Origin of the sequence: Pasteurella sp. WM03, from assembly GCF_004570945.1 — a bacterium.
GTDB lineage: Bacteria > Pseudomonadota > Gammaproteobacteria > Enterobacterales > Pasteurellaceae > Rodentibacter.
In genome coordinates this window covers 1-559 of record NZ_SPPO01000025.1, presented here as the reverse complement: position 1 = coordinate 559, position 559 = coordinate 1, and the positions used below count along the sequence as shown (strand labels likewise).

Below are 559 nucleotides of genomic sequence, written 5' to 3'. Positions count from 1 at the left end.
AAACGCTTCTTATCAACTCATCCAAGCTTTTCGCAGATTAGCACGTCCTTCTTCGCCTCTGATTGCCAAGGCATCCACCTTGTACGCTTAGTCACTTAACTATACAACCTCAAATGTTTTTACATTTGAAGCGATAAATCAACTAAACACTTGACTGCCTTTTCTCAGTCAAGATTTTTCTCTTACTCAGACTTTCTTCTATCCCTTTCAGGACTTAAAAGTCTCTTCAGTTTTCAGCTTGTTTCCGTTTTTTTAAAGAACAATAAGATATCAAGTTAAAGTTATCTTTAATTGGCGTCCCCACGGGGATTCGAACCCCGGTTACCGCCGTGAAAGGGCGATGTCCTAGGCCTCTAGACGATGGGGACATCAATTAAAGATACTCTACATATCCTTTATCTGTTTGGCTATTTTGCCACTTCATTGCTCTCTTTTGTCTACAACCATCAGCCAATCTGTGTGAACACTTGCTATCGCTCATCTAGGTAAGGAGGTGATCCAACCGCAGGTTCCCCTACGGTTACCTTGTTACGACTTCACCCCAGTCATGAATCATACC

At 42.0% G+C, this 559-nt stretch carries 1 tRNA gene and 2 rRNA genes; all 3 read right to left on the bottom strand.

The features are described from left to right. A 23S ribosomal RNA gene (locus tag E4T92_RS10990) occupies positions 1 to 101 on the bottom strand; the annotation flags it as partial. A gap of 191 nt (positions 102 to 292) precedes the next feature. After that, positions 293 to 368, bottom strand: a tRNA-Glu gene (locus E4T92_RS10985). A gap of 118 nt (positions 369 to 486) precedes the next feature. Then, positions 487 to 559, bottom strand: a 16S ribosomal RNA gene (locus E4T92_RS10980); the annotation flags it as partial.